Source organism: Paenibacillus sp. NPDC058174, from assembly GCF_042883865.1.
GTDB lineage: Bacteria > Bacillota > Bacilli > Paenibacillales > Paenibacillaceae > Pristimantibacillus.
This window is the reverse complement of the sequence record NZ_JBHVUY010000001.1, coordinates 1,734,999-1,759,842: the sequence shown is the minus strand read 5'-3', so window position 1 is coordinate 1,759,842 and position 24,844 is coordinate 1,734,999. Positions and strand designations below refer to the sequence as shown.

The window sequence follows — 24,844 nt, the reverse complement described above, 5'->3', positions numbered from 1 at the left end:
AATTTCACTCGAAAAACAACCGGATTTCCTCACGCACCGCTTCTTCCACTTGCTCCAAACATTCCTCCGGAGTTGCCGCATGGACGCGGTTTTCATTGACCATCGCATAAGGACGTGCGCGGCACATATTGCACATATTCAAACAGTTGGTTCGCATGACCGCAGCTTCGGGAAACTTCTCCTCCAGCTCCTCAAGCGGCAGAAGAGCCATCGCATTGCGGTCGCATACTTCGACGACGACGAGTCCCAGGCTCATTGCTGCATCACCTGCTTATCTCAGCGATTGGAGCACTTTCAGCTGGCGCTTAGGCGCGTCGTTGGCTTCGCACTCGTCTGAGCAGTAAGCTGCATGCTCCTCTTCGCATTCTTCGCAGCAAATATGCTGGCGGTGGCAGAGATCATCTGCACAATTGATATAGCGGTCCTCCGGCTTGCCGCAGTGGTAGCAGCTGCCGACAACGATATCTTCGTCGGTGTTGTTGACGCGTACCGAGACACGCTCGTCGAAAACATAGCATTTGCCGTCAAACAGGCGGCCTTGTACTTCCTCATCCTTGCCGTAAGTGACGATGCCGCCGTCGAGCTGAGCAACGTCATTAAAGCCTTCCTCCAGCAGTACAGCCGTTAGCGTCTCGCAGCGGATGCCGCCTGTGCAGTAAGTTAGAATGGTTTTGTCTTTCACGTCCTGCAGGTTGTTGCGAATCCATTGCGGGAATTCCCGGAACGATTCAACCGTAGGACGGATTGCACCGCGGAAATGGCCGATATCATATTCATAGTCGTTGCGGCCGTCGATAATGACGACGTCATCCCGCTGGAGCTGCTCATGAAACTCCTTAGGCGACAGATGCTTGCCGGTACGGACATTAGGGTCAAGCGCCTTCTCATAACGAAGCGTGACGAGCTCTTTTTTCGGACGGACGAACAGCTTCTTGAATACATGCGAATCCGATTCGTCAATTTTGTACACCATATCGGTAAACAGCGGGTTGCTGCGCATATGAGCCATATAAGCTTCTGTCTGCTCCACCGTGCCGGACAGCGTTCCGTTAATGCCTTGGTGTGCGACCAGAATCCGGCCTTTGATGCCAAGCTCTTTGCAGTATTGAAGATGCTCTGCCGCAAACAGCTCGTAGTTCTCGATAGGCACATATTTATAATAGAGCAGAATGCGGTAAGGTTTGTTATTGTGATCTTGAATTTCGGTCATGTCGAATCTCACTTCTCCAGTTCATTTATTAAAATGTATCTTTGTCGCTTTATCCATGCTAAACCTGCTTGTAGAGTTCGTCAACTATATCGTTTTTTTAATCCGGTATTCGCATTTGCGATCGCCTTTCGCCAAACATTCGGTTCTGCTGACATCGGCGTTAAGCAGGGAACGGAACAACTGCAGCTCGCAGTTGCAAGCATGGCCGTAGGCGTTCGCAACATCGGCGATCGGGCAGTTATGCTCCTTAAGCACGAATTCATCTTCGCTTTCCTGCTCCCACTGCACCATATAGCCATTGTCGTTCTGAATTTGCGCCAGTGCGGCGACTTTATCGGCGAGCTGTTTATTCTCCATCGCTGGAGCATATTTGCTCAGCATCGATTCCTTACGGCGGTCAAACAGCAGATTAACCATTTCGTCGCCGGATTCTTGCCCTAGCTCGCCTAGCAGATCCAGCGTTAAGGAATTATATTTTTTCGGAAAATAATGCTCGGCCTGCTCCGTCAAGCTATAAAGCGCCGTCGGTCTGCCCATTGCCTGTCTGACGGAACGCTGCGTGATCCATCCGCTGCTCTCAAAGCTCTCCAAGTGGCGGCGAACGGCCATGCCGGTAAGGCCAAGCTGCTCCGTCAAGTCTTTGGCGCTGAGCTCACCGTTTGTTTTCAGCAAATGCAAAATGGTTTCGCGTGTCGAGAGCCCATTGACTTGCTTCACGATATTCACCGCCTATTGGTCAAAGTATTTTTTATCTTTTGTTTCCTTAATAGAAGAATGGAACATGAAAGCTAGTTACACTATATCATTTTTCAACAAAAATGTCTCATAAGTCGGCATGGAAACGTATAGCAGCCCTCAACCTTTCATAAGCAGGCTTAAAAAGGAGGAGGAAGCGCTTGGCAGCACTTTGTTTTTACGAGTGACGATACCGATCATGCGGGGCGGAATCGGGTCAGTCAGCTGCAGCTCGCAAAGCGATCCTTCTGCAAGCTCCCGCTGGGCGAATTGCCGGGCGACAAAAGCGGCTCCATAGCCCTGCTGCGCGAATTCCACAATCATTTCTGTACTCGTAAGCTCGATATCTGGCTCCTTGTAAATTCCGCGTTCCGCAAACCAGTGCTCAACGAACAGTCTTGTGCTGCTTCCGGAGGTAGGCAGCAGCAGCGGAATTTGTGTCAGCTCGCGTACCGTCAATGGGTGCTCGGCAAGCTCTTTATACGCTTTTCCAACGACAAAGCAATCCTGGATTTCGATAAAAGGGGTCACGTCGAGCGTGTCCTCTTCCAGCGGCAGGTGGACAAGACCGAGATCAATCTGCTCTTCTTGAAGCTGGCGGGTGACCTCGCTAGTCTTGATCTGCATGAGGCGGATTCGGATTTGCGGGTGCTCGGCATGGAACTTGCCTAAATGGGGCAGCAGCACATGCTTAATAATCGGTCCGCTTGCTCCGATCCGAAGCTCGCCTGCATCCAGTTGAACGAGCTCGCGCAGCTTTTTCTCTCCACGGCTGAGGAGGGAGAAGGACTGCTCAACATATTCATAGAGCGCTCTTCCTTCTTCGGTAAGCCGGACGCCCTTGGACAGCCGGTCAAACAGCTTGGCGCCGAAATGCTCCTCCAATTGCTTAATCGCGTAGCTGACTGAAGGCTGCGTAATATGGAGCGCTTGCGCAGCTTTTGTGAAATTGCCGGTTCTGGCCGTTAATAAAAAAATACGGTAGCTTTCCAGATGCATCATTATGGCATAGACCCTCTCTATCGCAACGTAATGATATTGTTATTTCCATTATATCACCAACGAAATTATAATAAATAGTACAAACAAGCTTTAAAAAATGGAAGGATGGATGACAGATGTCGGGAAGCAGCAGCTTTGGTAAATTGTTTACGATGACAACGTTTGGCGAGTCGCACGGCGAGGCCGTTGGCGTCATTATAGATGGAGTTACGCCAGGAGTGGAAATTACGGAGCAAGAGATTCAATTTCAGATGGACCGCCGCAAGCCGGGTCAATCTTCAGTAACGACGCCGCGTAAGGAATCGGATACGATTCGGATTTTGTCCGGCGTATTTGAGGGCAAAACAACCGGCGCTCCGCTCGCCGTTATGCTGAACAATACGGATATGCGCCCTTCTGCCTACGAGAAAAATAAATTGCTGTTCCGTCCAGGTCATGCGGATTTCACCTATGTAGAGAAGTACGTTCACCGCGATCACCGCGGCAGCGGCCGTGCTTCAGGCAGAGAGACGGCTGGACGCGTAGCCGCAGGTGCGGTTGCACGCAAGCTGCTGTCGCTTCGCGGCGTGTCGGTAACGGCATACACGAAAGCTGTTGGCGGCATCCAGGGCGAGACGGTCGATGAGAGCTTCATCGAGAAAAATCCGGTTCGCGCAGCCGATCCGGTTGCAGCGGCGAAGATGATCGAGAAGATCGAGCATCTGGCAAGCATCGGCGACAGCTGCGGCGGCATTGTGGAATGCATCATCCGCGGCGTGAAGCCGGGTATCGGCGAGCCGACCTTCGATAAGCTGGACGCAGAGCTGGCGAAGGCGATGCTGTCGATCGGAGCGGTAAAAGGCATTGAATTTGGCGCAGGCTTTGACGCTGCCGAGATGCTGGGCAGCGAACATAACGACCAAATGGACAAAGACGGCTTCCTGACCAACAATGCAGGCGGCATTATCGGCGGCATCAGCACGGGTCAGGATATTGTTTTCCGCATTGCGGTCAAGCCAACCTCCTCGATCTCGAAGCCGCAGAAGACGGTAGACCAGTCCGGCGAGGAGCACATTATTGAGACGATCGGCCGCCATGATCCGTGCATCTGCCCGCGCGTCATTCCGGTAGTAGAAGCGATGGTATGCATGGTGCTGGAGGATTTGTTCAAGCGCCAAGCGGCTTTGCATAACTAAATGATGGGAACACGCAGCAGCCATTTGGGCGGTTGCGTGTTTTTTATGTACGTGTACCGCAATAGTGTCCAAAAATATTTCTATTGCGAAAAAAAGTCGGCGGCAGTACACTGTTCTCTGATGTCCTTATGGACATACATACATTACAAAGACTACTGGCTGCCGGCCGGCTGGCTTTACCGGTTGGAGAAAAGAGGGGAACGCGCGTGATTTTGACGCTTGAGTTTTGGTCGACACTGCTGTCGATCATCTTTATTGATCTGATTCTGGCCGGAGATAACGCGATCGTGATTGGGATGTCTGCGCGCAAGCTGCCGAAAGAGCAGCAAAAGCAGGCTATTCTCTGGGGAACGGTAGGAGCTGTTGCGATCCGGATTTGTGCAACGGTACTGGTTGTCTACTTGCTCAAGGTGCCTTGGCTGCTCGCGATTGGCGGTTTGCTGCTGCTGTGGATTGCTTACAGGCTGTTGTCGCAGGAAGAGGAGCATGGCGATATTAAGGCGGGGAATACGATCTGGGCATCGGTGCGTACAATCATTATCGCGGACGCGGCAATGGGGCTGGACAACGTTATCGCTGTTGCAGGCGCCGCTCACGGCAACGTACTGCTTGTCGCTCTGGGGCTGATTATTAGCATTCCGATCGTCGTATGGGGCAGCACATTGTTTATTAAGCTGCTGAATAAGCTTCCGTGGATCGTATACGTCGGTTCAGGCGTATTGGCCTACACCGCCGCAAAAATGATTACCCACGAGCCGTCCTTCGGGCATCTGTTCGAGGACAATGAAGCGATTCGCTGGACTTTCATCGCCGTTGCGGTATTGATCGTCATTGCAGCAGGTTTGTGGAGCAACCTGGTGAAGAAGAAAACAGAGGCCGGGCGGGAGCACGGCGCATCGTTGTAAAATAGAAGCTAAATCACCGGTCATATGATGAACGGTGATTTTGTAGGAGGAGGTCAACCAGTGGTTGACCTTTTTTTGTTGCGCGCTCATGCGCATGCAGCTGCGTATCGCAGCTTTTGCGGCAGGGAGTAGCAGGGAAGCGCCCTGCGTTGGAAGAATCCAACGTAGGAGCGGGGAAAGCAGCATAGAAGGCGCCTTACGTTGGAAAAATCCAACATAGATGCGGGGGAAGCAGCAGAGAAAAAGCACCATACGTTGGAAAAATCCAACGTAGATGCGGGAAAGTAGCAGAGAAGGCAACCTACGTTGGAAAAGTCCAACGTAGGGGCGAGAAAGTAGCAGAGGAAGCACTCTACGTTGGAAATATCCAACGTAGAGGCAGAAAAGTAGCAGAGAAGGCACCCTACGTTGGAAATATCCAACGTAGGGGCAGAAAAGTAACAGATAAAGTATCCTACGTTGGAAAAATCCAACGTAGAGGCAGAAAAGTAGCAGAAAAAGCCCCCTACGTTGGAAAAATCCAACGTAGAAGCGGAAAAGTAGACGAAAAGCCATCCTACGTTGGAAATATCCAACGTAGAAGCAGAAAAGTAGCAGAAAAAGCCCCCTACGTTGGAAAAATCCAACGTAGAGGCAGAAAAGTAGCAGAAAAAGCCCCCTACGTTGGAAATATCCAACGTAGAGGTGGAAAAGTAGCCGAAAAGGCACCCTACGTTGGAAATATCCAACGTAGAGGTGGAAAAGTAACAGAAAAAGCCCCTACGTTGGAAAAATCCAATGTAGAGGTGATAAAGTAGCAGAGAAGGCCCCCTACGTTGGAAAAATCCAACGTAGAAGCGGAAAAGTAACCGAAAAGCCATCCTACGTTGGAAATATCCAACGTAGAGGCGATAAAGTAGCAGAGAAGGCATCCTACGTTGGAAAAATCAAACGTAGAGGCTGGAAAGCAGCAGAGAAGGCGCCCTACGTTGGAAATATCCAACGTAGGGGAGATAAAGTAGCAGAGAAGGCCCTCTACATTGGAAAAATCCAACGTAGGACGGAAAAGCAGCAACCGAACGAAGAGCGGGAGCATACAGAAAGTGCCGAGTATGAGTATGCTGGCGAATTAGTCGAAAGGAAATGTACTGGTAGGGTGGTGGAAATGCAGCAGTTACAACGGCTACAGAGACGTACGTTACCTTAGCAACAGGATCTGAGTAAACAAAACAACACAAAAAAGGTGAGGCTCCCAGCGGGAGCCTCACCTTTTTCAATGCATTAGTTCGAGATCATTTGACGCAGAACGGTTTGCAGAATGCCGCCGTTCCGGTAGTAGTCAACATCTACGAGCGAGTCGAGACGAACGATAACTTGGAATTCAGTCGTTGTTCCGTCTTCTTTTGTAGCAACAACTTTAACTTTGTCGCCAGGCTGTACGTCGTTCGAGAGTCCAACGATGTCGAACGTCTCATAGCCAGTCAGGCCAAGCTGTTTCCAGCCTTCGCCAGGCAGGAATTGCAGCGGCAGAACGCCCATGCCCACCAGGTTGGAACGGTGGATACGCTCGAAGCTTTCTGTAATAACGGCTTTGACGCCGAGCAGGAACGTACCTTTTGCCGCCCAGTCACGGGAGGAGCCAGTACCGTACTCTTTGCCGCCAAGGACGACAAGATTCGTACCGTCTGCTTGATATTTCATCGAAGCTTCGTATACCGACGTTACTTCGCCAGTTGGCTGGTAAGTCGAGAAGCCGCCTTCTGTACCCGGAGCGATTTGGTTCTTGATCCGGATGTTGGCGAACGTACCGCGAACCATCACTTCATGATGACCGCGACGCGAGCCGTAGGAGTTGAAGTCTTTCTTCTCAACGCCGTTAGCGATCAAGTATTTGCCGCCTGGAGCGTCTGGACGGATGCTGCCTGCTGGCGAGATATGGTCAGTTGTAACCGAGTCGCCAAGCGCAAGCAACGTTTTAGCCGCTTTGATGTCTTCAACATCGCGGATGCCGTCAGCCAATTTGTCGAAGAAAGGAGGGTTGGCGATGTAAGTGGATTTCGGATCCCACTCGTACAGTTCGCCTTCCGGTACTGGAATTTGGTTCCAGCGTTCGTTTTGCGTGTACACATTTTCGTATTTCGCGCGGAACATTTCTGGCGAGAGCGAAGCGTTCATCGCATCAGCGATCTCTTGGTTCGTTGGCCAGATGTCTTTCAGGAAGACCGGTTGGCCGTTTGGATCCGTGCCAATTGGCTCGCTTGCGAAATCGATGTTTACTGTACCAGCAAGTGCATAAGCAACAACGAGCGGCGGCGATGCCAGGTAGTTTGCTTTGATTTGCGCGTGGATACGGCCTTCAAAGTTACGGTTACCGGAAAGGACAGCCGCTACTGTCATATCGTTATCTGCAATCGCTTGGCTCACATCTTCAGGAAGCGGGCCGGAGTTGCCGATACAAGTCGCGCAGCCGTAGCCTGCAACGTGGAAGCCCAGAGCTTCAAGCGATTCCAGCAGGTTTGCTTTTTTCAAGTAGTCGGTAACAACCAGGGAACCTGGTGTCAGCGAGCTTTTTACATACTCAGGTTTCACGAGGCCGCGGGCAACCGCTTTTTTCGCCACGAGACCAGCACCGACCATAACGCTTGGGTTCGATGTGTTCGTACACGAAGTGATCGCTGCCAGAACGACTGCGCCATCGCGCATTTTGCTTTCTTTGCCGTTGGCGTGTTTCACTTCAACGACTTCATCCAGCTTGCTGTCGGACAGGCCGTAGCCGCCTTTGTCAACCGGCTGGCGAGCAATTGTGTTCCACGAGTCTTTCATGTTCGTCAGCTCGATACGGTCTTGCGGACGTTTAGGACCTGCAAGGCTTGGTACGACTGTCGACAGATCCAGTTCAACCACTTCTGTAAAGGTTGGGTCTGGTGTAGCGTCTGTACGGAACATGTCTTGTGCTTTGTAGTAAGCTTCAACGAGCGCAATTTGCTCTTCCGAACGTCCTGTTTGACGCAAGAAATCAAGCGTCGTTGCATCGACAGGGAAGAAGCCGACAGTTGCGCCGTATTCAGGAGCCATGTTGGCAACCGTTGCACGGTCAGGCAAGCTGATGTTGGACAAGCCGGAACCGAAGAATTCAACGAATTTGCCGACAACGCCTTTTTTACGAAGCAATTGGGTAATTGTCAGCGCAAGGTCAGTTGCTGTAGCGCCTTCAGCCAGGCTGCCAGTCAGTTTGAAGCCGATAACTTCAGGTGTTACGAAGTACAGCGGTTGGCCAAGCATGCCGGCTTCCGCCTCGATGCCGCCAACGCCCCAGCCTACGATGCCGAGACCATTGATCATCGTTGTATGGGAGTCCGTACCTACAAGGGAATCCGGGAAAACGAAAGTTTCGCCGTCGATTGTTTTTGTAGCAGCAACGGATGCGAGGTACTCCAAGTTAACTTGGTGAACGATACCTGTATCCGGTGGTACAGCGCGGAAGTTGTCAAACGCTGTTTGTGCCCAGCGGAAGAAACGGTAACGTTCTGCGTTACGCTCAAATTCGATGCGTTGGTTAATTTCGAGCGCGTCCGGGGAACCGAAAGCGTCGACCATAACCGAGTGGTCGATAACGAGATCGACAGGAACGAGCGGGTTGATTTTTTTAGGATCTCCGCCTGCTTTTTTAACCGTTTCACGCATTGCTGCAAGGTCAACTACAACCGGTACGCCAGTCAAATCCTGCAGAACGATACGGGAAGGAATGAAAGGAATTTCTTTGTCATCGCGGCTTACAGCCCAGTCAGCCAGTTGTTTAACATGCTCCTTTGTAATGGCACGGCCGTCAAATTGACGTACAGCGCCTTCGAGCAATACTTTGATTGAGAATGGAAGTTTGGAGATTTCGCCGAGTCCTTGCTCTTGAAGCGCTTGAAGGCTGTAGTAACCATACTGTTTGCCTCCAACTTCAAGGTTGGATCTCGAAGCGTAATGGTCTTGGTTTGCCATTTCTTGAAGCTCCCCCTTTTAAGGTAAGATTGAACGATGCATGTTTCATTCTGTGAAACACTATTTCAAAATCGTTATGTCCTTATTATAGCGCGAAAACCGGCCATTCGTAAAGCATAAACCGAGGTACAAATATGGAATTTATCAAGCGCTTCTAGGCATTTACAAAAAAATAAGCACTTCCGCTCAGACGCTCCATAATCATCTCCCGCAGCGCTTCATCCGGTACATTTTCCGCCAGCGCCTGGTCCATGCAGCGAAGCCACGCGGCCGCATGATCATTCGTAATCTCCACATGCATATGGCGGGCACGCATTCTAGGATGCCCATACTGCTCCGTATATAAGGGCTCGCCGCCAAAAAATTGTGTCAGGAACAGCGTCTGCTTGTCCATTACAGGATCAATATCTTCGGGAAACAGCGGGCCAATCAGCGGATCCTTCAATACTTTCGGATAAAAGGATTCCACAATGCGGCGTACGCCTTCGACGCCTCCAAGCGTTTCGATTAAAGTCATAATGAATGATCATCCTTTCCTTCAATAAAGTTATATGTGTACAGCGATCAAATTTCTGTTGCGTTCACCCTATTATGTTCGATGAATCCGAGCGGGATGTCAACTGACGTTGTCCATAAATTATTTACTTACAAATATAAAGTAACTATGTTATACTTATCGATATAAACAATTTATCAATGATTTCTAAACAGAAGTAAGATAGAACTTCATGCAAAGGGATGGTGGGTTTAATGAATGATATGGTGATGAAGCAGCGGATCGTGGAAAAACAATGGGCTATTGTGCCGCAAAAGCGGAGCGAGGTGCATACAGCGGCTCCGATTCTGGAACCGGGTAAATGGCAGCAATTTGATCCTTTTCTGCTGTGGATGGATGATTGGTTCAGCCAAGGCGCTTTCGGAGAGCATCCGCACCGCGGTATGGAGACTGTTTCTTATGTAATTGAAGGTGCAATCGAGCATTATGACGATAAAGGTCATGAAGGCAGGCTAGAGGCAGGGGATGTACAGTGGATGACCGCCGGGCGGGGAGTTGTTCATAATGAAATTCCTCCTGAAGGCGTAACGACTCACCTGCTTCAATTATGGGTCAACTTGCCTGCCGAGCATAAAATGGCTGAGCCTCGCACTCAATTGCTGAAGCGCGATCAGATTCCAGTTCGCCGGGAGGAAGGCGTCGAAATTTATGTGATATCTGGCGAGTCTGGTGATGTTAAAGCGTCCACGCTTAACTATGCTCCGATTACAATGCTTGAGATCAATCTGGAGAGAGGCGCTTCGTTCACCCAGTCATTGGCTGAGGATCATAATGCGTTCCTCTATATATTAGAAGGCGAGGGCCGGTTTGGATCAGCGGGGACACTTGGCGAAAAGGGTCAGTTGCTCGCATTGAAGCATGAGAAGGAAGCTAGCGAGCTCCTTATACAAGCATCGGAAGAACCGTTGAAGCTGCTGCTTATCGCAGGCAAGCCGCTTCGCGAGCCTATCGCGGCTCATGGTCCTTTTGTAATGAATACGCCAGAGCAGATTGTTCAAGCTTATGATGATTTTCGGAGCGGCAATTTTTAATTTTCAACAGATTCATTATAAGTTTCACGATAAAAAAGCAGCTATAGCTTCATGTAATGCACCCCAGCAGTTAGATGGCATTAACAATTGGGAAGCAGTTCACATTGGCGATGGCTGCTTTTTCCTGTGGTCAATTTCGCAACTTTAAGGAGCGAGGGGCGTTTAAAAGGATAGTTGAAGCTAACTAGAATATACATATGAGGAGAAACAAATGCTAAGAAAAGCAAGTATTGCGGCGTTGTCCGTTCTAATCGCGGCAGCGCTAGCCGGAACGGTGCATGCCGAAGGCGCAGAGAACGTAAATGAGGACAACAGCCTGGCGGCAGTAACGTCAGTAATGCCGGTGAATCAATCCGGACAATGGATTATTATGCAGCAAAGCAGCAAAATGTATGCCGATGGCAAGCTGTTCCTGGCCTCTCAGCCTACGGTGGAAGCAAAGGGAGTCACTTTTGTAGCAGCACGCTCGCTTGGGACGAGCCTTGGACTTAAAGTCACTTATTACGCAGCAGCCAAAGAATATGAATTTACGAGTGCAGACGGCGTATCGATGCGCTACAAGCTAAATAGCGCTTCTTATAAAATCAATGGTGAGGCTGCTTCAGCGGGCGGAGCTGTTTACGTGAAAAACGGGACGCTGATGGTGCCTCTGCGCTCCTTCGTAACTCCGCTTCAGATGAAGCTTGCTGTGAACAACAGCCTGAAGCAAATCGTCGTCACGCGAAGCGGGACAACAGCACCGACTACACCGCCAACGACACCTACACCTCCTCCGGAGCCGGTTAATGCACCGCCGGTAGCATCCTTCACGACCGATAAGCAGCAGTACAAAATCGGAGAAAAGATCGTCTATACCGACCAAAGCACAGATGACAAAGGTATTGTCAAAACCGAATGGACGAACAACGGAACCGCTTTTTTTGAGCCGGGATCGCAGACAATTTCCTTGAAGGTTACCGATAAAGAGGGCCTAATTTCCGAGGTGTCGCAAACAATCGTTATCACCGATGAAGTGCTTTATACGAAAGAGCAATATGATCGGCTTTTTACGCCAATTGGCGATAAGTTTGCCATTCCTGCAGCAAGCGTCCTGCAAATGCCAGCTATTAATTATGCAATCGAGGAAAGCGGGCAGCAGACTCTAATCCGCGCGAACAGTCCCGAGACGATTGTGGAAGAGGGCGTTTATTACAGCGACACGGTATCGGGCAATGTGCGTTTTCTTATTCATAATCAGAACAACCGTACATCTCCTGTCCGGATTTACATTGTTGCGACGAATGAGAACACGGATGGTCAGCCGGTTACAGTCACCACGGGTAAAATAGGCATCGGCGGTCCTTCGACCTACGTATCCGCAACGGGAAAAATGGCGCTAGCACGTTATTTGGAATCTTCCGTGCAAGGGAAGACGACGGTCATTCCTGCTGGTGAAAGCCGGATTACGCTGACCTCGGTCAGCGACCAGGTGCTGACGACGGGCAAAGTCATTACAGCACATGCCGATTTGCAGACATCCTCTGCTGTTCGTTTGTCCGTGGTAGTTGTTGATGCGGACAAGGATCCGTTAGCGATGCTGCCGCTTTTGCCGGCATTGCCATGGGACGGCAAGCATGCAAGGGGCACTTTCGAGCATGGTGACCGGACGATTACGCTGCCATCTCCGCTAGGCGGAACAGCTTCACGAATTGTGCTTGGCGACCAAACCTATGATACTTATCAAAAAGGCTACGATGCTTTATCCGGTTTTGAGCAAACGAACAGCGGCAATTATGGCGTCAATTATAAACTTGTGCTGGAACGTGTTCAGCCGAATACGCTCATTGCGTTAAATGCAAGGGGCGGCCACTACGGCGGGGCATTCCTCGTTAACGGCAAGCTGACTTATATGACTAACGAAAATATTTTGACCAGCTCGGGTGAAGCGGGTGTTCTCTATCGGACAGGAATTACCGAGGAGAATGTTACTATCGTGTTCTCACCGGCATCGGGCAGCAACCTGCCTATTCATATGATGTTTATTCCGCTGCCTGCTGTTCAATAAGCGAGCCGGGTAGAAGGGGAAGACGTGCAGGGATGGAAACATCTTTGCACGTTTTTTTGTGGAGAAGGAGTGGATGGGGGAGTGAGCTTGCATGCGGGCGTGCGTGAGGGTGAATTAGGTAATTGAATGTATGGTTTTCTCGGAATTCGGGGTAGCTAGCAATTTGGTGTTAAACAACTCTGTGGCAAACGCCAATTGGCGTTTGCAGGCCGCACAGGTGCTGCAGCGAGCCTGCTTCGCAATTTAGCGAAGCTCTATTCGCTCTAAACCACCTGAAATGAGCAGGATCAAGGGAAACAACGAATTAGCGAACTTTTCTTCGCAATTGGGGAACCTGGGTTCTCCAATTGCGAAGAAAAGTTCGCTGCAGCTCATGTGCCCCGCCAACCGGTGCAAACGAGCGAAGGTGGCTTCTCTATATAGCGAAGCAGCTTCGCTATTCGGAGCATATGCTCATGAAACTAACTAATTCCCCGCCGTCTGCTGCAGACGAGCAAAGGTAGCTTCTCAATTTAACGAATCAGCTTCGCTATCCGCAGCTTATGGTCGTAAAACTAACTAATTCCCTGTCAACTGCTGCAGACGAGTAAAGGTGGCTTCTCAACAGGTGTTGGGTAGCTGCTGCAGGTTGACCAAATGTAAAAGTACAGTTTGATCTCCCTCTAAAGCGGTTAAAAGGGCATCAAAATGTAAATGTACATTTTGAAAGCGGCAAAAAGCTCTATTTACTTGAATTTCGACGAATCTGCCTGCACTTTTGCATTTTGAGCCCCCATATTGCCGGAAAAGCGGCTAACAACCTGCACATTTACATTTTGACTAATGTTTCAAGTGAATCTAGGTATTAATGCGATGTTGCGTTCGACTTAAATAGCTCTAGATAGTTAGAAAGAGCAGAAAGAGCAGAAAGAGCAGAAAGGTGCAGCCTACAATTAGAGAAACTTGCTTCGTGACTCAAGTACAATGTACTTTTCTGCTTATCGTCTCTACCTTACAGCGAAATTTAGATTCGACACAAGGGTTGCATATCTATTTTTATAGATATATAATACTCGTTATGGAACCTTTACTCATTTATAAAGCGTTATCGAATGAAACGAGGCTGCAAATACTGGAATGGCTGCGAGATCCGCAGAAGCATTTGGGCGAGCTGGCGGAAAATTTTGAGCTGCCTCTCAAATGCGATCCCAACAACGGGGTATGCGTCGGATTTATTCAAGAGAAATCGGGGCTTGCGCAATCGGTTATATCCAGCTATTTGAAGACGCTGCAAAAGGCAGGCTTACTGGAGTCCCAGCGGGTAGGGCAGTGGACGTATTATCGCAGAAACGAAGAGACGATTCGGCTGTTCAGCGAATACGTCAGTCGCCAGCTGTAGAGTTGGCGAACTGTCGTTATTTCAGTGAAATTAGTCCGCAGGGAAAACAGCGCTGCTGGTCTGATTCTACGGAAATTGTCCAAGAAAGAAAGCTGCCTTTATGCAGTGCCTTATTCATCTATATTTCTGGATATTTGTATATTCAATATGAAACTACTAAAGGGAGTGTACATGCAATGACTGCAACGAAAAAACAACTTGGAAACATTCCGTTATCAATACTCGATCTCGCGCCTGTCGTCGTGGGAGCTACTCCTAGAGAAGCGCTGCGCAACAGTCTCGATCTTGCACAGCATGCAGAGAAATGGGGCTATAACCGCTATTGGGTAGCCGAGCATCATAATATGCCTGGCATTGCCAGCTCGGCTACATCGGTCGTAATTGGCTATATTGCCGGCGGCACCTCCAGCATACGTGTAGGCTCTGGCGGCATCATGCTCCCGAACCATTCGCCGCTCGTCATTGCTGAGCAATTCGGCACGCTGGAATCTCTTTATCCGGGCCGTATCGACCTCGGACTCGGACGCGCACCGGGCAGTGACCGGCTGACGGCGATGGCACTGCGCAGAGATTTGAGCCACGGGGAGAACTTCCCCGAGCAGGTGGATGAGCTTTTCGATTATTTTAGCGAATCGACGCCCGGCAAACGAGTGAGAGCCGTTCCCGGCGAAGGCCTGAACGTTCCGGTCTGGCTGCTGGGCTCCAGCGATTTTAGCGCTCGTCTGGCTGGTCAGCTCGGACTGCCTTTTGCGTTTGCCAGCCATTTCTCGCCGGACTATACACTGCCAGCCCTGCATGCCTACCACAGCAGCTTCGTTCCGTCGAAGTATCTCGACAAGCCTTATACGATGGTTGGAGTCAATGCGATCGCTGCAGACACGGATGAACGGGCAGCTTTCCTGGCCACGACGATGCAGCAGCAATTTTTGAACATTATTCGCGGCGGAGCGCCAAGCCTCATTCAACCGCCTACCGATATGGACCTGTTATGGACAGAGCAAGAGAAGGCAGCCGTCCACAAGCAGCTGCGGGCTGGCATTACGGGCAGTCCGGAAACGTTCCGGAGCAAGCTGAACCAATTCATTGCCGATACGCAAGCCGATGAGGTCATTATTAATTCCGCTATTTACGATCATCAGGAGCGGCTGCGCTCCTTCGAAATTATTTCCGAGCTCGCAAAGAGCTGAGGGTGAAATATGACAAAAAACTGATGCCAATAACGAAAATGGCGTCAGTTTTTTGTTTGCAATTTATTATAATTAACGAGAGTTTTTCGCCGTTTTGAAGTATTAGTTTACATAAGATACTAAGGGGGAAACTATGAATTTTGATTTCTTTTTAGAAGTGTTTAAAGACCGGTTGCCTGTGATTGAATCGTATCCGCATACGAAGATATTGTATTCAGAGTTAGAAGTATCTTTCTTGAAGGCTGATGCAAATAAGATCGTCATAGATACCAATGAACTCACTTTTACAGTGGAATCCAGTAAGCGGGTAGCCGATCATCTTGATGACGATTTTTTTATGGATCATTATGCCATCTCTTCTTTAAGCCGGCTAATAATCGTTTCAGACGTGAAATATAAAAGCATCGAAACGAAGCAATTAAATATCATTTTTAATTTAATGTTGACTTATTTTCATGTAATATTTGTCGATCATAATCATGGATTAGAACCAGGCGAAATAAGTTGCATGTACTATGGCAAATTAGATATCGCGGACCACAGCTTTGACGTATTTTGTGACCCAAGTACCCTTTGAATATAGGAGCAGTCTGAACTCCAGACTGCTCTTTTTTTATTTCATTAACTTTTTGCACCTATTGCTTAGTTTCAGCCATCGCCGCGTATCGCTGCCGCTCTTATAATCGAATTAAGGCGCTGCGGCAAAGGCGGAGCGGTAGTCCGTCGGCGTAAACGACGTCTCCTTGCGGAAAAACTTCGTGAAGTGATTCGTCTCCTTGAAGCCGGTCTGGCCGGCAATCTCTTTAATGCTAAGAGAAGTGGTCGTCAGCAGCTGCTTGGCGTACTCGGTGCGCTTGCGGTTCACGTATTTCAGCGGCGGCATGCCAAAATGCTTCTTGAAGTAGGTAATAAAATAGTTCGGATGCAAATGGACGGCTTCCGCCATTTGCTCAATGCTGATGCCGCTGCCTAGGCGGGATTCGACGAATTGCTGAATGATGCCAAGCCGGTTCATTTCCTCGGTGCGATGCTGCAGAACACGCAATGGCACAAGCTCCAGAAAAGTAGCGACGATATCCATCAGAGCCTGCTTTTCGCGGATTTTTCCGACGATGCCCCCGCCGTGATAATAAGCAACCATGTCGGCGAATTGGCGCTCAGTTCGTTCATAATCGGCAACATCGATGCAGAGCGGGACACCAATCCATTGGAACAAATCGAACGGGCCCGCCATCACGTTGAAATGGCAATAGTATTTTCGGTAAGGAAGCTGCCCGACAACGGTAGAGAAGGAATGCTGCGTTTGGGCAGGGACGAGCACCAATTGACCCGGTTTCGGGGAAAAGGTCTCGCTGCCGATTTTGAGCCAGCCGTTCCCGCCGGTAATGAAGTATAGCTTATTGTAGGGCTGCACGGAATCAGTCTCACCCCAGTGGGCGGTTACCTGCGTGACATGGGCTTCATGAAGCAAAATCTGCAGCGATTGCAGCAGTTCAGAGAAAGCGCTTTTATCGTGAATTGTAGCCATCAGGCCTCACCTTTAATTTCGTAATAATGATTGCTAGCTCTATCATAATGGAAAAAAAGTTGAATAGAAAGCGAATAGGAGGCGTGATATGAAAATGACATCCACAATGATGAAGAGCCAGCTTTGGTACAAACAGCCGGCCAAAATATGGGACGAGGCGCTGCCGCTAGGAAACGGGAAGCTGGGCGCGATGGTATTCGGCGATGTGTACAACGAACGAATCGCACTGAATGAGGACAGCGTCTGGTACGGCGGACCAACTGACCGGAACAATCCGGACGCCTTGCCTAACCTTCCGGAGATTCGCCGGTTACTGGCAGAGGGACGGCTTAATGAAGCCCAGGAGCTGTCCGTTATGGCGCTGTCTGGCATTCCTGAATCGCAGCGCCACTATATGCCGCTTGGCGATTTGCATCTATCCTTCCAATATGAGGGCGAAGGGGTACATGATTATGAGCGAAGACTCGATCTGATTGACGGCATCGCTTCCGTCCGTTATTCGGTGGGACAAACCCGTTATGAACGCGAACAATTCATTAGCTTCCCGGATCAGGTCATCGTTACGCGAATGACCTCGGACAGCTCGGGCGGCATTTCATTCAAAGCCCGCTTAAGCCGCGGCAACAATCGCTATTACGATGAACTAACCAGGGAAGGCGACGATACGATCGTTATGCGCGGCAACTGCGGCGGCAGCAAGGGCTCCGATTTCCGAACCGTATTGCGCGTGGCGGCGGAAGGCGGTACGGTGCGTATTATCGGGGAATATCTGATTGTGGAAAAAGCCGATCATGTAACGCTTCTGCTTAGCGCCGCAACCTCTTATCGGCATGACAATCCGGAAAGCTATGCCCTGCAGACGGCGGCGAATGCCTCCCGTCGCTCGTATGAGGAACTCAAGGAACGGCATCTCGACGACTTCCATCTGCTGTCGCGCAGAGTGGAACTGAGGCTTGGAGCGGAAAGCCTTCAAGCTGAGAGCGATGCCTTGCCGACAGATGCACGGCTGGACCGGATAAAGGCTGGAGAAGATGATCCGGGCCTGATCGCGCTGTATTACCAGTTTGGCCGTTATTTGCTCATTTCCAGCAGCCGGCCGGGCTCGCTGCCTGCTAATCTCCAAGGCATCTGGAATGAGCATATGCTGCCGCCTTGGGACAGCAAATATACGATCAATATTAATATTCAGATGAATTATTGGGCGGCGGAATCCGGCAATTTGGCGGAATGCCACGAGCCTCTCTTCGATCTGATTGAGCGGATGAGAGAGCCGGGCAGGCATACAGCCAAGACGATGTATGATTGCGGCGGCTTTGTTGCGCATCACAATACCGATCTTTGGGGCGACACCGCGCCTCAGGACAAGTATTTGCCTGCGTCCTATTGGCAGATGGGAGCGGCGTGGTTCTGCCTGCATCTGTGGGAGCATTATGAATACGGCTTGGATCGCAGCTTCCTGGAGCATGCATATCCGACGATGAAGGAAGCGGCTGCCTTTTTCATCGACTTCTTGACTGAAACGGAAGATGGCTACGTCGTCACGACGCCTTCCGTTTCTCCGGAGAATACTTACATTTTGCCAAATGGACAATCAGGAACGCTATGCATCGGTCCATCGATGGACAGCCAGATCTTGCATGAGCTGTTTACCGCATGTATAGAAGCAGCAGCTGTGCTTGAGACGGATGAAGAGCATCGTCAAATCTGGCAAAGCTTGAAGGAGCGTCTGCCGCAGCCGGCCATTGGCAAGCACGGTCAGATTCAGGAATGGATGGAGGATTACGAGGAAGCGGAGCCGGGACACCGCCATATTTCCCATCTGTTCGCGCTTCATCCCGGCAAGCGCTTTACGGTGAGAGGAACGCCGGAATGGGCTGAAGCTTCAAGAGTTACGCTGGATCGCAGGCTTGCGAACGGCGGCGGACATACCGGCTGGAGCCGGGCATGGATTATTAACTTCTGGGCGCGGCTGGAGGACGGAGAGAAGGCTTATCGCAACGTGCATGCGCTGCTTACCCATTCGACGCTCCCGAGCCTGCTCGACAATCATCCGCCGTTTCAGATTGACGGCAATTTTGGCGGCACGGCCGGTATAACCGAAATGCTGGTTCAAAGCCATACGGGAGAAATTCATCTCTTGCCGGCTTTGCCAGAGGCTTGGCAGGAGGGCAGCTTCTCCGGCATTCGGGCAAGAGGCGGCTTTGAAGTGAGCTTGGATTGGGCGAAAGGCAAGCTTGCGAAAGCGGTCGTGCTGTCGGGGGCTAACCGGACTTGCACGATACGTACCACGGAAGACGTGACGATTACGGGGGCTGACGGTACCATGGCAGAAACATTCCGCCAGCCGGACGGATCGGTGCAATGGCAAGCAGAAGCGGGCGGTCAATATACGATTACTGCGATACAATAAATGATAGAATTGGGAATCGGGAGCAGCGTTGCTCCCGATTCCTTTCTTCATTTTTGCCGGCAAAACGGTTAAAATAGAGATATTGGCAGATTTTAACGGAGAGGATGGTAGAAAACCATGATCGTATACGAGAAAGAGAACGCTTACATTCTGGTCGCCCAGCATGAGCATGCCCGTATATCCGGCGACTTGATGTCGGCATGGGCAGCTTGGCAGGATCAAGCGGGTAACGTCGACCCTCGGCTTGGCGACATCATCTTCGCCGCATATGAGCATGACCGCAGCTGGCTTGATCTGGACAGCTGGCCGCTGTGGAACGACAAAGCCAGCGCTCCTTATTCCTTTATTGATTTTCCTGCAAAAGTCAGATTTCTTTATTATAATAAAGGGCTGGATGAAGTGCAGTCGACGAATGGCTACGCGGCATTGCTGTGCAGCATGCTGTACACTTCGCTGGTTGAAAAGTTCCAGGACGAGGATGCCGTTCAATTTGTTAATCGCGAGTATGACAGGCAGAACCGCATCAAGCAGCTGTTCAAGGTAGATGAGCATCAGCTCCGCAAGCATATTAGCGCACTTATATTATGTGACGGGCTTAGTTTATTCGCCTGCATGCGGGAGCCTGGAACGCCAAGATCCGAGATCAGCTGGTTTGCCAACGGCTTTCGCTATGAGCCTCAAGGGAATAAAGGGGAGGAGCAGCTGCTGTTCGCCGATTGGCGGGGAGAAACGGAGATTGTATTAGATCCATTCCCGTTCGTTCAGACGGTAGACACTGTTATTACTTACAAAGAGGTGTCGAAGGATGATGCGGCAAGCTTCGGTTTGGAGGCGGCTTATCGCAAAGCGGAGCTGCGTGAGCATGTCATTCGATTTGTATCCGCATAGAAAAAAGCTGGACCAGGCGCATTAACGCTTTGTTCCAGCTTTTTTATGAATAAATGTCTTAGCGAAGGTTCGGAATGTTCACTTCCGGATTTGCATCAGCTTCGTAATCGACGCCTTCCGTCTCGAAACCGAACAATTGGAAAAACTCACGGCGGTAGCCTTCGAGATCCGATAGCTCGTATACATTTTCAGTGGACAGGTCGGCCCACAGCTGCGTTACTTCTGCTTGAATCTCCGGACGCATCTCCCAATCATCGACACGGATCAGTCCGCGCTCATCAACAGCCGTTTCGCCTTTTCCATAAAGACGGTCAGAGAACAGACGGTACATTTGCTCGATGCAGCCCTCGTGAATGCCTTTTTCCTTCATGACTTTGTACAGCGCCGAAATATAAAGCGGTACAACCGGAATGGCGGAGCTCGACTGCGTTACGAGCGCTTTGTTCACGGATACGTATGCACGGCCGCCGTTAGCAGAGAGCTGCTTATTCAAGCGTTGAGCCGTCGCTTCCAAATCGTTTTTCGCGCTGCCGATTGTGCCTTCGCGATATACGGCATGCGTAATTTCCGGTCCGATATAGGAATAAGCAACCGTCGTAGCATTGTCGGAAAGGACGCCGGCTTGCTGCAGCTCGTCAATCCACATTTGCCAGTCTTCGCCGCCCATTACGGCAATCGTCTGGCGGATTTCGTCTTCCGTTGCCGGCTCGATAACAGCCGTCGTTACCTCGCCGCTGTGGAAGTTGACGGTTTTGTTGGAGTAGGTTTCGCCAATCGGTTTAATGACGGAAGCGAAGGATTCGCCCGTTTTTGGATGTGTACGGCGCGGAGAAGCTACGCTGTATACGACCAAATCGATTTTGCCCAGCTCAGTACGGATCAAGTCGATCGTTTTCGCTTTAATTTCATCGGAGAACGCGTCGCCTACAATGCTGTACGATTTAACGCCAGCTTGCTCTGCCGCTTGTTCGAATGCGGCCGAGTTGTACCAGCCTGCTGATGCCGTCCGGGAGCCTTCAGCCGCTTTGTCAAAGTATACGCCAATTGTGTTAGCTCCGCCTGCAAACGAGGACACGATGCGGGAAGCTAAGCCATAGCCGGTCGATGCGCCGATAACGAGAACGTTTTGAATGCCTTTAATTGCTGGCTGTGCTTTTACATAATCGATTTGACGCTGCACTTGCTTCGCGCATCCTTCAGGATGAGCCGTCGTGCAAATAAATCCGCGAGTTTTCGGTTGAATGATCATATGGGATATTCCTCTCTGATTTAAAGTTTCGTATGTAGCTGCATGATGAGGACAACTTCTATCCCATTTTACCGATTTTTAGTGCTAAATGGAAGTAAAGCGCAACCAACTTCCTATAAAATAAAATAGGGCTGCTCCCTGATGAACGGATCGCTCCGCTTTGGGACAGCCCTGCTGGTTTGAAATAGGTGTCTAGATTCGACCAGCGAGCTGCTGTTCGGCCATCATAACGAGCCGTTTCGTAATGTTGCCGCCGATGGAGCCCATATCGCGAGTCGTCATATTGCCATAGTATCCGTCTGCCGGAAGCTGAATGCCCAGCTCTTGGGCAACCTCGAATTTAAGCTGCTCCAGCGCTGCGCGTGCTTGCGGCACTTGCAATTGATTCTGACTTCTTGCCATTGTGTTCAACTCCCTTCTTGCCCTTATTATGCGATTGAGAAAAAAGGATTATTCGTCAAATTCGCCTAAATTTACCGACGGCCTCTAAGGTATAGCCGTGCTAAAATCGGTATAAGAGAAGAGGTGAGCGGATCATGTTTATGGAGCCGATGCTAATGACGCAGCAGGATGATGCGTTTGACGATCCGGATTATCTGTTTGAACCGCTGATAGACGGGCAGCGGCTTCAGCTTTCATTCCTTGGCAGCAGAGCCCGCCTGTTCACCCGGCACGGGAATGAAGTGACGCTGCAATATCCCGAGCTGTTAAACGTGCCTTTGAAGCTGCCTGCCGATGTTGTGCTGGATGGTGAGGTTGCCTATTTGGACGCTGCAAGCGGCGAGTTCCAATTCGATAGGCTGATTGACCGCTACAGGTTGAAGAAGCCGGCACGAATTCGGGATGCGGTAAGAGAGACACCTCTCCGTTTCTATGTATTCGACATTCTTTATTATGAAGGAATCGATTTGCGGAGCACACCGCTGCGGGAAAGAAAACGTCTGCTGAAGGAAGTGCTGCTGCCGAACAGCCGTTATTGCTGTGTGCCTTATATCGAAGGCGAGGGACTCAAGATGTATGAGGTTGCGCGGCAGCTGAAGCTGGAGGGCATGGCCTGCAAACGGTCGGACAGCATCTATGATACGGGGAGTGCCGGGGATTGGATAAAGGTGTTGAACTATAAAATCGAGCAAGCCGCTGTTCTAGGATGGCGCAAGCATCATCCCGGCCTGCTGGTCAGCTCCCCGTCCGGGAAGAGGACCGTCATTGAAGCGGGATGGCATGGCCCGCTCAGAAGGCAGCTGGAGGCAGCTTCGGATATGCGGCTGGGCGAGGATCGCGAATGCGTATATGTGAAGCCGGGTACGACGGCTACATTAAAGTATATTAGCCGAAGAAGAGACGGCCGGCTCGTAGGCGGTGAGGTAGTGGAGCTGAATACGGCCGCCAGCCAGAGCGGCAGCAGCATGAGAAGCATAGGCACATGGAACGGATGAACGAACCGTTTCATGTGCTTTTTTATTTTGCCTGTTCATTCCGCTTGCCTTATGAAAAATAAAATTAGCCAAACTGCGCAAACTGGTAATAAAACAACTAAGAGGAGTTGGCTTCGATGAAGGATCGTTTGGATAAAGCCGTATCACTGGGAATCGGATTGGCCGCGACTGGCAAGGAACAAGTCGAGAAGCTTGTAGACGAGTTTGTGAAAAAAGGGGAGGCGGGCAAATCCGAATCTTCAGCCTACGTCGAGAAACTGGTGGAGAAGGGCAATGAAACGAGAAAGCAGCTCGAATCGACGGTTCGGGAAAAAATCCAGTCGGTCATTCATAACCAAGCCGACAAGGAAAAGCTGGAGCATCTGGAACGGCGTCTTGAAGCGCTGGAGCGCCGCGAATCCACGGATAGCTGAGCAGCGCCATGAGCGTAGGGAGCAAGCTGCGCCGTTTGAAGCGGTACCGGGAAATCGGACTTGCCCTGCTTCGCAACGGCTTCGGTTATATCGCCAAAGATTTGGGGCTGCCTGATATCATTCTAGCGCGCGGAGACGGGGATACGCATGAAATGCGCAGACGATCGGTAGGAGAGAGGCTCCGTTCATTTCTGGAGGAGCTTGGACCAACCTTCGTTAAGCTAGGCCAGCTCGCCAGCACAAGAGCCGACCTCATCCCGGCCAGCCTGATCGGTGAATTGGAACGGCTGCAGGATCAGGTGCCGCCTTTTGCCTATGAGGATGCTGTGATGATTATTGAACAGGAGCTCGGTGCGCCGATTGGCGTTCTGTATGCTTCATTTCAGGAGACGCCGCTTGCATCCGCTTCAATCGGGCAAGTGTATCAGGCGGTGCTGAATGACGGCACTGCAGTGGCTGTTAAAGTACAGCGTCCGAGGATTATTAAGCAAATCGAGACGGATCTTGATATTTTGATCGAGCTGGCCAGAATGGCGGAGCACCGGCTGGAGTGGGCGCGCCAATATCAAATTCGCGAGATGGTGGAGGAACTGGCGAAGGCGATCCGGACGGAGCTTGATTATGAGAAGGAAGCGCGCAATGCTGAGCGTTTCGCATCGTATGCCAGCAAGTACAGCGGCTTGCGCATTCCGGCTGTCTACGGCGAGCTCTCGTCCAAGAGGGTGCTGACGATGGAGTTTCTGGAGGGCATTAAGCTATCCAGCAAGGACAGTCTGCAAGAAGCAGGTCACCGTGTGCGGACGATTGCGGAAAAGTATGCCGAGGCGATACTCCATCAAGTGCTGTCGGACGGACTTTTTCATGGCGATCCCCATCCCGGCAACGTGCTTGTAATGGCGAACGGGGACCTCGCTTTTCTCGATTTTGGAATGGTTGGGAAGCTGGGCCCGGAGCGAAAGCGCCAGTTCGGCGCATTAGTTATCGCACTCCGCAACCAGAGCACGAACGGAGTCATCCGCGCTATCTCCGCAATGGGGTTTATACCCGATCAGGTAGACAGGGAGCTGCTTCGCACCGATGTCGACGAGCTGCGGGACAAATATTATAAAGTCCCTCTCAGTCAAGTGAGTCTTGGCGAGTCTGTGAATGATCTGTTTACACTGGCGCGCCGCCATCAGATTCGGCTTCCTTCGGAGCTTACTCTGCTTGGCAAAACGTTTCTGACGATGGAAGGCGTCGTGACGATGCTGGACCCGGAATTCAGCGTCTTTGACGTTGCCGAGCCCATCGGCCGCCAGCTGTTTCTGGAGCGGTTCAATATCCGGGTGCTGGCCAGCGAGTGGGTGGAGGAAATTTCGGAATTTGCAGCGATTGCTTCTGACGTACCGTCCGGTGCCCGTAAGCTGCTGGCTGCTCTGCGCAGAGGCAGATTTGGCCTGGAAATAACCGTTCCGGAGCTTGGGGAGTTTTTGCGGAAAATGGATCAGATCAGCAACCGGCTGTCCTTAAGCATCGTACTGCTGTCCTTCAGCATCATTATGGTTGGATTGATTATCGGGTCGTCTCTTCGCCATCAGGACAATGTGCTGTGGAACATTCCGGCAATTGAAATCGGCTTCGGCGTAGCTTCCTTGCTATTTGTATGGATTATTTACGCGATATTCCGTTCTGGACGGTTTTGAAAATGAAGGAATGGGGTTGACACCTGATCGACTTGTAACTATTATT

21 protein-coding genes are annotated in these 24,844 nt (G+C 50.7%); 12 read left to right on the top strand and 9 right to left on the bottom strand.

The annotated features are described in order from the left end of the window. Positions 1-4: 4 nt before the first annotated feature. The 4 genes from ACFVVF_RS08105 to ACFVVF_RS08090 form a co-directional block, all read right to left on the bottom strand. Positions 5-256, bottom strand: coding sequence for a DUF1450 domain-containing protein (locus ACFVVF_RS08105; RefSeq protein ID WP_387806996.1), 252 nt, complete (start codon positions 254-256; stop codon positions 5-7). A gap of 15 nt (positions 257-271) precedes the next feature. Next, entirely contained in the window at positions 272-1,210 is a 939-nt protein-coding gene (trhO, locus tag ACFVVF_RS08100; RefSeq protein WP_387806994.1) for an oxygen-dependent tRNA uridine(34) hydroxylase TrhO, read from the bottom strand. A gap of 84 nt (positions 1,211-1,294) precedes the next feature. Next, positions 1,295-1,927 (bottom strand): helix-turn-helix transcriptional regulator, encoded by a 633-nt coding sequence (locus ACFVVF_RS08095; RefSeq protein WP_387806992.1) that lies wholly within the window; start codon positions 1,925-1,927, stop codon positions 1,295-1,297. 138 nt (positions 1,928-2,065) lie between these two features. Further along, complete coding sequence (locus ACFVVF_RS08090) at positions 2,066-2,947, bottom strand: LysR family transcriptional regulator (protein WP_387806990.1); 882 nt, start codon at positions 2,945-2,947, stop codon at positions 2,066-2,068. A gap of 116 nt (positions 2,948-3,063) precedes the next feature. On the opposite strand from ACFVVF_RS08090, the gene aroC reads away from it, so the two are divergent. Together aroC and ACFVVF_RS08080 are read left to right on the top strand one after the other, a co-directional pair. Continuing rightward, positions 3,064-4,122, top strand: a complete 1,059-nt coding sequence (aroC, locus tag ACFVVF_RS08085; protein ID WP_387806988.1) for a chorismate synthase — start codon at positions 3,064-3,066, stop codon at positions 4,120-4,122. Between the two features lie 209 nt (positions 4,123-4,331). Next, on the top strand, positions 4,332-5,027 hold the full coding sequence (locus ACFVVF_RS08080; protein ID WP_387808915.1) for a TerC family protein: 696 nt from the start codon (positions 4,332-4,334) through the stop codon (positions 5,025-5,027). Between the two features lie 1,260 nt (positions 5,028-6,287). Here the strand turns inward: ACFVVF_RS08080 and acnA are convergent. Both acnA and ACFVVF_RS08070 read right to left on the bottom strand, forming a co-directional pair. Continuing rightward, positions 6,288-8,996, bottom strand: coding sequence for an aconitate hydratase AcnA (gene acnA / locus ACFVVF_RS08075; protein WP_387806987.1), 2,709 nt, complete (start codon positions 8,994-8,996; stop codon positions 6,288-6,290). Positions 8,997-9,150: 154 nt separating this feature from the next. After that, complete coding sequence (locus tag ACFVVF_RS08070) at positions 9,151-9,513, bottom strand: globin domain-containing protein (protein ID WP_387806985.1); 363 nt, start codon at positions 9,511-9,513, stop codon at positions 9,151-9,153. Positions 9,514-9,746: 233 nt separating this feature from the next. Here ACFVVF_RS08070 and ACFVVF_RS08065 point away from each other — a divergent pair, with 233 nt between their 5' ends. The 5 genes from ACFVVF_RS08065 to ACFVVF_RS08045 all read left to right on the top strand — a co-directional run bounded on the left by ACFVVF_RS08065 (position 9,747) and on the right by ACFVVF_RS08045 (position 15,769). Beyond that, complete coding sequence (locus ACFVVF_RS08065; RefSeq protein WP_387806983.1) at positions 9,747-10,583, top strand: pirin family protein; 837 nt, start codon at positions 9,747-9,749, stop codon at positions 10,581-10,583. 211 nt (positions 10,584-10,794) lie between these two features. Further along, positions 10,795-12,627, top strand: coding sequence for a stalk domain-containing protein (locus ACFVVF_RS08060; RefSeq protein WP_387806981.1), 1,833 nt, complete (start codon positions 10,795-10,797; stop codon positions 12,625-12,627). A 1,057-nt stretch (positions 12,628-13,684) separates the two neighbouring features. Next, on the top strand, positions 13,685-14,005 hold the full coding sequence (locus ACFVVF_RS08055) for an ArsR/SmtB family transcription factor (RefSeq protein WP_042162923.1): 321 nt from the start codon (positions 13,685-13,687) through the stop codon (positions 14,003-14,005). Between the two features lie 176 nt (positions 14,006-14,181). Continuing rightward, positions 14,182-15,192, top strand: coding sequence for an LLM class flavin-dependent oxidoreductase (locus ACFVVF_RS08050; RefSeq protein ID WP_387806979.1), 1,011 nt, complete (start codon positions 14,182-14,184; stop codon positions 15,190-15,192). A gap of 133 nt (positions 15,193-15,325) precedes the next feature. Beyond that, complete coding sequence (locus tag ACFVVF_RS08045) at positions 15,326-15,769, top strand: hypothetical protein (RefSeq protein ID WP_387806977.1); 444 nt, start codon at positions 15,326-15,328, stop codon at positions 15,767-15,769. Between the two features lie 111 nt (positions 15,770-15,880). Here the strand turns inward: ACFVVF_RS08045 and ACFVVF_RS08040 are convergent, their stop codons facing one another. Continuing rightward, positions 15,881-16,720 (bottom strand): AraC family transcriptional regulator, encoded by an 840-nt coding sequence (locus ACFVVF_RS08040; RefSeq protein WP_387806975.1) that lies wholly within the window; start codon positions 16,718-16,720, stop codon positions 15,881-15,883. An 88-nt stretch (positions 16,721-16,808) separates the two neighbouring features. On the opposite strand from ACFVVF_RS08040, the gene ACFVVF_RS08035 reads away from it, so the two are divergent. Next, positions 16,809-19,130: a glycoside hydrolase family 95 protein gene (locus ACFVVF_RS08035; protein ID WP_387806974.1), complete on the top strand. Its 2,322-nt coding sequence runs from the start codon at positions 16,809-16,811 to the stop codon at positions 19,128-19,130. A gap of 117 nt (positions 19,131-19,247) precedes the next feature. After that, complete coding sequence (locus tag ACFVVF_RS08030; protein ID WP_387806972.1) at positions 19,248-20,018, top strand: DUF3891 family protein; 771 nt, start codon at positions 19,248-19,250, stop codon at positions 20,016-20,018. 58 nt (positions 20,019-20,076) lie between these two features. Here the strand turns inward: ACFVVF_RS08030 and fabV are convergent, their stop codons facing one another. Then, positions 20,077-21,267, bottom strand: a complete 1,191-nt coding sequence (gene fabV, locus ACFVVF_RS08025; RefSeq protein ID WP_387806971.1) for an enoyl-ACP reductase FabV — start codon at positions 21,265-21,267, stop codon at positions 20,077-20,079. A gap of 192 nt (positions 21,268-21,459) precedes the next feature. Next, positions 21,460-21,669 (bottom strand): alpha/beta-type small acid-soluble spore protein, encoded by a 210-nt coding sequence (locus tag ACFVVF_RS08020; protein WP_387806970.1) that lies wholly within the window; start codon positions 21,667-21,669, stop codon positions 21,460-21,462. A gap of 134 nt (positions 21,670-21,803) precedes the next feature. Between ACFVVF_RS08020 and ACFVVF_RS08015 the strand changes: the two genes are divergently transcribed. The 3 genes from ACFVVF_RS08015 (at position 21,804) to ACFVVF_RS08005 (ending at position 24,798) form a co-directional block, all read left to right on the top strand. After that, positions 21,804-22,703, top strand: a complete 900-nt coding sequence (locus tag ACFVVF_RS08015; protein ID WP_387806968.1) for an ATP-dependent DNA ligase — start codon at positions 21,804-21,806, stop codon at positions 22,701-22,703. A 116-nt stretch (positions 22,704-22,819) separates the two neighbouring features. After that, positions 22,820-23,116 carry a phasin family protein gene (locus tag ACFVVF_RS08010; RefSeq protein ID WP_387806966.1) on the top strand — a complete coding sequence of 99 codons (297 nt, stop codon included), beginning with the start codon at positions 22,820-22,822 and terminating at the stop codon, positions 23,114-23,116. Between the two features lie 8 nt (positions 23,117-23,124). Continuing rightward, complete coding sequence (locus tag ACFVVF_RS08005) at positions 23,125-24,798, top strand: ABC1 kinase family protein (protein WP_387806965.1); 1,674 nt, start codon at positions 23,125-23,127, stop codon at positions 24,796-24,798. Positions 24,799-24,844: the final 46 nt, after the last annotated feature.